Genomic DNA, 7,469 nt, shown 5'->3' with positions numbered 1-7,469 from the left:
GGGCGGGAGGGCATGCGTAAGCTTTCAATATATTACTTGGTTCCGGCAGTATTTTTACTGCTGGCCGCATGCAGCAATGCGGTCCGGGAATTCCAGATCTATTCGACAGCATTTGATCTGCAGAACGAGACGGCCCAAAAGGTTCTCGACAAGATTGCAAATGCGGAACGGGCTCACTGGACGGTCCTGAACAACGGCAATGATCCTGCGCGCGCATTCAAACCGAATGACGCCGCCTACTATGTGATTGTCGGAGACCCGCCACTGACAGCTTCGATGCGCAAGACGCTCGCAGCGGCCAAAGCTTACAATCAGGCCCTTGCCGGCCTCGCGAACGGCGAGTCGGTCGACGCGCTGATGTCCAGGACAACCAGCATCGTCAACGATCTGTCGGCGGCCCAGTCAGACCTCAGCAGCGCCGCGGGGTTCGCCGAGATTGTAACCATTCCGGCTGTCGTTCCAGGCTATCTGGGCACGGCGAAACAGATTTTCGGCACCGCCCTGAAAGGCGCGGCAAGAGAGAGTTTCAGGGCAAATCTTCTCAGGGCCTTTCCGACGATAAAGCAAATTCTGGTGACCTATCGGGATGGCACGCCGGAACTTTATTACTTCGTTATTTCGAGCCCCAAGGCCGTCTCCAGACAGCAGATGCTCAAGGACAGGGAATTGTTCGCATCCTGGGTGCTGCTGATTGACCAGACGATCGGGGCAATGGAAGTCGCGGTGAAGGCTGCAAGGAACCAGGGATCGCGCGCCAACATCGACGCGCTCGCGGATCACGCGATCGAGCTGCGCATACTCGCCGAAAAAGTCAAAACAGAACAGAACCGCTAGACCGGAAGCTGTCTGTCAAGGACCGGAAAACATTGAAGGATGGCACTTGGAAATTCTGAAGCATTTGCCGATGGCAGTATGAATGCAGGAAGTATCGCACCGGGAGAGGATTGCCTGCATCGTGCTTGAATTTTGATCTGGAGACCAGATTCGGGGGAGGTTTGTGATGGCGGAACTGCCGACGGACAAATGGGAGCTGCTGGCATTCAGAAACAGCCTGATTGCACAGCGGGACAAGGCCACCGCGACCGGAGACACAGACGGCGCTCGGAAAATCCAGATAAGGATCGATCACGTTCAAAAGGCGATCAGCCGGATAGCGATGGAAGGAGCGGCCGGTATCGCGGTAGCCCTTGATGAGCTCCGCAAGGAACTGGAAGCGCTAGCCGAAGAGATTGAAGACTGGCCGTTCGGCTCCACCGACGCTCCGGAAGACCACGAAAAGCCCAATCGTGACGACCAGCTCGCGGAAAACGACTGTCTCGATCCCGGCCCGGACCAGCCGGCACCGCCCCCCGCGCCCGTCGCCACCGGAACCACTCCGAGTGTTCCCGCCGGTTGGGCGTCAGCCTATACCAGCCTGTGGAAGACGATGGAGATTTCCGACACCTGGTCGAAAGCCTCCCGTTCCATCTGCAAGAAAATCGTTGCGAACCAGCACCGCTACGCCAAGGCCGTGAATGGAACGACGGTTCCCTGGTGGTTCATTGCCATCGTGCACGCCATGGAGTGCAGTCTCCGTTTCGACCAGCATTTGCACAATGGCGATAAGCTGACAGCGCGGACCGTCCGGATACCCAAGGACCGGCCTGCCGCCGGATCGCCCCCTTTCAGCTGGGAGGAAAGCGCACGCGACGCGATGGAACATGACCGCTTGCTGGGGACAGAGACCTGGTCACTGGAAAACGCCCTGTATCACTGGCACCGGTACAACGGCATCAACAACGAATACAAGCGGCGAGGAATTCCCACCCCGTATTTGTGGAGCGGCAGCCAGCACTACAGGAAGGGCAAATACGTCAGGGATGGCGTTTTCGACCCCGACGCGGTGTCGAGGCAGGTCGGCGCGGCGGTCTTGCTGAAAACGCTGATCGAGATGAAAGCGGTCAGTCTTGTTGGCAACGGCAAAACGATTGTTGCCAACCCGGGCACCGCCTCCGGGAATGTAAACACGATCGAACTGCCCCTGGCCTCCGCGCATTTCAAACACGTGGCGGCTGAATTCGAATTTCCCGGAAAATTGACGGCCGGAGCCGGTGCGCCCGGCAGTTCCAACGCAGAGAAAAGGAACGTTCGGCGCATGCAGGAATGGCTGAACCTGCACGGTTTCAACACGGGAATGGACGGAGATTTCGGCCCCTCGACCGAGCTCCAGCTCACCCGCTTCCAGACCGCATTCGGACGGCCGGTCACGGGGGAACTCGACGAGGAGACCTGGGTCACGCTGACCGGCCCCATGCGCCGCGCCCTGGCCCCGATCGAATTCGGGTCATCGATCAGCTTCGCGGAAGCTGTTGTCCGGATCGCAAGACAGCATGTTGCCGAAACGCCGATCGAAGTGGGCGGCGCCAACTGCGGCCCATGGGTTCGGCTCTACATGCGCGGCCGTCAGGGATCGGACCAGTTGTGGTGCGCCGGATTTGCCTGCCTGATCGTTGCTCAGGCGGCGCGCGACCTGAAACAGAAACTGCCGTTCACACGCAGGGTCGGCGTCGACAGACTTGTCGAGGATGCGAAGAACGCCAGGCGTTTCATCAGGGGTTCCAGGCTCGATACGGCTCAGAAGCGGCTGTCCGCTCTCCAGCCCGGCATGTTGTTCGTCATCAGAAAATCGTCGACGGACTGGACACATGTCGGAATCGTTCGCAAGGTCAACGAAGATACTTTCGACACCTACGAGGGCAACACCAGCAAGGACGGCGGCAGGGACGGTATCATCGCGTGCCAGAAGAACCGCAGCTACAAATCGCGGGACTTCCTGAAGCTGTTGAGGGACTCCTAGCGGGAATCCGCGTCTCCCTTGCAACGCCACCACGGTCACAAGGATCTCCTGTCTAGGCTCCGCCTCCTGACACCCTCCTGTCAGCAGAGCGGCAGGAAGTGTCCTTTTCCGGAACAAAGCCGCAACCGGCCCCTTTTCTATCCGGCGCAACCGGACCATATTGCGGGGCATGAGCAAGCGTCCCGACAGATCCGCCTCCGACGACACCAGCGCCCCCGACGGGTTCGGCGAAGCGCCGCAGCCCCCCCTCTCCGGCACACCGCTTTCCGGCTCCGTGAGCGACTGGGCCGCGGAGATCGCCGAGGAGGCGGACAGGCCCCTTGACGCAAAACCGGCCAGGCGGAAACCGGCCGGCAAGGCCGCTGCGCCCGCGAGCGAGAAGAAATCCAAACCCGCCAGATCCTCCCGCGGCACCTCCATCGGCAAGGCGGACAGCGCCCGCGAGCGGGCGGCCGGCGGGCTGAACCCGGTGGCCGGTCTCGACATGTCGCTGGAAGAGGCGGAAAGCCTCGAGAAAAAGCTCAAGGAGCACCGCAAGGACAACAAGAAGAAGAGCAAGGAAAGCAAATACGGCGAACTGACCGGCAACCAGGGCGCGACCGCGACCGTCGAAGCCCTGTCGGCGCTGATCGAATCCGGCAACCCGCTGCACAAGAACGGCGAACTTTGGGTGCCGCACCGGCCCGACCGGCCGGAGAAATCCGAAGGCGGCGTGCCCATTGTCCTCAAGTCCGAATATGAACCCAAGGGCGACCAGCCGACGGCGATCGCCGAGCTGGTGGAGGGCATCGAAAGCGGCGAACAGACCCAGGTGCTGCTCGGCGTCACCGGTTCGGGCAAGACCTACACCATGGCGCAGGTCATCTCCCGCACCCAGCGCCCGGCCCTGATCCTTGCCCCCAACAAGACGCTCGCCGCCCAGCTCTACGGCGAGTTCAAGTCCTTCTTCCCGGACAACGCGGTCGAGTATTTCGTTTCCTACTACGACTACTACCAGCCGGAAGCCTATGTTCCGCGCACGGACACCTACATCGAGAAGGAAAGCTCCATCAACGAGCAGATCGACCGGATGCGCCATTCGGCCACCCGCTCGCTGCTGGAGCGTGACGACGTCATCATCGTCGCCTCCGTGTCCTGCATCTACGGTATCGGCTCGGTGGAGACCTACACGGCGATGACCTTCGCCATCGAGGTCGGCGAACGCATCGACCAGCGCCAGCTGATCGCCGATCTGGTCGCCCTGCAGTACAAGCGCAACGACGCCGCCTTCCAGCGCGGCACCTTCCGGGTCCGCGGCGACACCATCGAGCTGTTTCCCGCCCACTACGAGGACCGCGCCTGGCGCATTTCCCTCTTCGGCGACGAGATCGAGTCGATCACCGAGTTCGACCCGCTCACGGGCCAGAAATCCGGCGAGCTGAAAAGCGTCAAGATCTACGCCAACTCGCATTATGTCACCCCGAAGCCGACGCTGAACCAGGCGGTCAAGTCGATCAAGAGCGAGCTGAAGCAGCGTCTGGAGGAACTTCACGCCCACGGCCGCCTGCTGGAAGCCCAGCGGCTGGAACAGCGCACCATGTTCGACCTGGAAATGCTCGAGGCCACCGGCTCCTGCCAGGGCATCGAGAACTATTCGCGCTACCTCACCGGCCGCAAGCCCGGCGAGCCGCCCCCCACACTGTTCGAATATCTGCCGGACAACACCATCGTCTTCGCCGACGAAAGCCATGTGACCATTCCGCAGATCGGCGCCATGTACCGGGGCGACTTCCGCCGCAAGGCAACGCTGGCCGAATACGGCTTCCGTCTGCCCTCCTGCATGGACAACCGGCCGCTGCGCTTCGAGGAATGGAACGCCATGCGGCCGCAATCCATCGCGGTCTCCGCCACTCCGGGCTCCTGGGAGATGGATCAGTCCGGCGGCGTCTTCGCCGAACAGGTCATCCGTCCCACCGGTCTGATCGACCCGCCGGTGGAAATCCGCCCGGCCACCAGCCAGGTGGACGATCTGCTCGGAGAAGTGCGCGAGGTGGCGCAGAAGGGCTACCGCACCCTGGTGACCACCCTCACCAAGCGCATGGCCGAGGATCTGACCGAATATCTGCACGAAAACGGCGTGCGCGTGCGCTACATGCATTCCGACATCGATACGCTGGAACGCATCGAGATCCTGCGCGACCTCCGCCTTGGCGCCTTCGACGTGCTGGTGGGCATCAACCTGCTGCGCGAGGGCCTCGACATTCCCGAATGCGCGCTGGTTGCCATTCTCGACGCGGACAAGGAGGGCTTCCTGCGCTCGGAAACCTCCCTGATCCAGACCATCGGCCGCGCCGCGCGAAACGTCGACGGCAAGGTGATCCTCTACGCCGACCGCATGACCGGCTCCATGGACCGGGCGATCGCCGAGACCAACCGCCGCCGCGAGAAGCAGATCGCCTACAACGAAGAACACGGCATCACCCCGGAAAGCGTCAAGCGGACCATCGGCGACATTCTCGACAGCGTCTACGAGCAGGACCATGTCACCGTGGACGCGGGCTTCGCCGAGGAAGGCTCGCTGGTCGGCCACAATCTGACCGCCCACATCGCCGACCTGGAAAAGAAGATGCGCGACGCCGCCGCCGACCTCGACTTCGAGACCGCCGCCCGCCTGCGCGACGAGGTCCGCCGCCTGCAGCAGACCGAACTGGCGGTCGCCGACGACGCCATGGCCCGCCAGTCCTCCGTCGAGGACAAGTCCGGCGGCTTCCGGGGCGACAGGAAATTTGGCGCTGGCGGCACCAAGGAAGGCGCCAGCGGCAAGAAGAAACAGACCGCCGCCGACCGGGCCCGGGCCGCAAAAGACAAGAATGCCGCCCCCCTGCCCGCCCCTTCCGCCAAGGTGCGCAAGAACACCCTCGACGAAATGACCGTCGGCCGCACGGAAGTCCCCCTCGGCCGCGACGACGACCCGGTCAAGCCGGTGGTGCGCGGCAAGATCGGCGCCGGATCCTACGAGGACCCGGCCGAGGAGAAGCGGCGAAGAGGACGGCCGAAGAAGAGCGGACGGCCGGGGCAGTAGGAAGCCGCTTTCCGACAGTGCCCCGTCATGAAAGGCCGCGCCTGCGGCGCGAAATACGTCCGGATTCCGGATATGCGCTCGGCTTCGCCTCACGGGGCCGGAATGACGCACTCACACGCGGGCCTGACCATTTCCCCCTTCATGCCAGACAGGTGCAGCCAGGCTGCACGCCGACACGAACTCCAGACATCGGCGCGAGCGCAGCGGGCCTTCTGCAATCCCTCCAGGATTCAGAAAGAGCCCGTAGCACCAACGGTCTCAGATCCCCTTGAACAGCACCCCGGCGGCCAGAATTCCATAGGCGGCGATCAGCAGCCAGAGTGTCGAGATGCCGATGCTCGGCACGGCGATCCCGGCCAGCGGCAGGACAGCGAGGACGAAAAGAGCCAGGGAAATCAGGAAAACGATGAAGGACGGCGCAGTCAGTCTCATGGGACCCTCTTGCAAGTAATGCGGATTGAAAGCGGATGACCGGCGGCAGGCTTTCTGCCCGGCCCGGTGAAAAAATCCGGGGCGCCGGAACGGCGCGGCCACATGGCCCGACCCTGTCCGAATTGTCAATGCGCGATGCCGCCATCCCCTGAATAGCCCCCCGGTCATCCCCGGCTCGACCGGGGATCCAATCCACCTCACCACCTGCCGCAGACCTTCGTAACGCAGTGCCGTCACGACAATCGCTGCCCATGTCCCGGCCGCTCTGGAAACCAATGGATCCCCGCTCAAGGCGGGGATGACCGCTGAGAGGAGGAAAAGTTCGGGGAGTTTCGTCTTCCCGTATGCGTGCAAAGCGAAATTCACTCCTGCGGAAGCTTCTGCTCACAGCCTCCTCAACCCCACCGGCATTAGGTAGCAAGCGCACCAAATCATAAGCGGCAAAATACGGCTGATTTTGGCAATCTAGGCTCATGAAGCCCGCCAAACTCCAAAGCTTTGACAGCACCATACGCGGATTGTTGACCAAACGTGTTTCCCTCTTTCACGAGAGAGAAGAGCAGCTATCAAAACTCGCCAACCTGGATAACGATATAAGCGCCATAGATCGCGCTATCCGGCTTCTAGGGTATGAGGGGGATCTAAACGCCCTGATGCCTGCCAGTGCAGGAAACAAACTTTACAGGCAAGGCGAGATAAGCCGCTGCGTCTCCGACATTCTCAGGACCGCCAGAGAGCCGCTTACAAGCCGTCAGATTGCACTACAGGTAGTGCAAATGCGCGGCGAGAACCCGAACGACCATAAGCATATGGTCAGGCTGACAAACAATGTTTCCCGCGTTCTGGGGAACTTTCGGTCTCAGGGGCGTGTTGTTTCTGAGGGAACTGGGAGCGGGGTTCAGTTGTGGCAGTTGCTTTGACTATCTAGGTAAATCGTATTCTCTCGGGCAGCGAATAGGTGTATTCCCTTCTCTCATTATAATTGAAGGCATTCGACACTTCTCAATATCAATCCTATTTAGTCTTCTTTTGCCATCTGCTAGGTTCGCAATATTTGTTGAAATTGACTGGTTCGGTGGAGCTACCGTAACTATTTTCTTTTCACCGAAGTGTTCTTTAATAAACTTGACAGTAGCCGCC

General features: G+C 61.1%; 5 protein-coding genes. 3 read left to right on the top strand and 2 right to left on the bottom strand.

The window, feature by feature from the left end:
• The 3 genes from DCO57_RS23640 to uvrB all read left to right on the top strand — a co-directional run.
• Positions 1-834 (top strand): hypothetical protein (locus DCO57_RS23640; RefSeq protein WP_165814815.1); only part of this gene is annotated, 834 nt, incomplete at its 5' end.
• Positions 835-1,000: 166 nt separating this feature from the next.
• On the top strand, positions 1,001-2,836 hold the full coding sequence (locus DCO57_RS21945) for a peptidoglycan-binding protein (protein WP_116701062.1): 1,836 nt from the start codon (positions 1,001-1,003) through the stop codon (positions 2,834-2,836).
• Between the two features lie 169 nt (positions 2,837-3,005).
• A complete protein-coding gene (gene uvrB, locus DCO57_RS21940) occupies positions 3,006-5,897 on the top strand; it encodes an excinuclease ABC subunit UvrB (protein WP_116701061.1) in 2,892 nt (963 codons plus the stop codon).
• A gap of 258 nt (positions 5,898-6,155) precedes the next feature.
• Here uvrB and DCO57_RS23635 read toward each other — a convergent pair whose 3' ends face one another.
• Positions 6,156-6,329 carry a hypothetical protein gene (locus DCO57_RS23635; RefSeq protein WP_165814814.1) on the bottom strand — a complete coding sequence of 58 codons (174 nt, stop codon included), beginning with the start codon at positions 6,327-6,329 and terminating at the stop codon, positions 6,156-6,158.
• Positions 6,330-7,249: 920 nt separating this feature from the next.
• Positions 7,250-7,469 (bottom strand): hypothetical protein (locus tag DCO57_RS23745; protein WP_208978088.1); only part of this gene is annotated, 220 nt, incomplete at its 5' end.

This window comes from Labrenzia sp. 011, assembly GCF_003075075.1.
Taxonomy (GTDB): domain Bacteria; phylum Pseudomonadota; class Alphaproteobacteria; order Rhizobiales; family Stappiaceae; genus Roseibium.
Note: the sequence above shows the minus strand (reverse complement) of the source record. Positions and strands in the feature narration are given on the sequence as shown.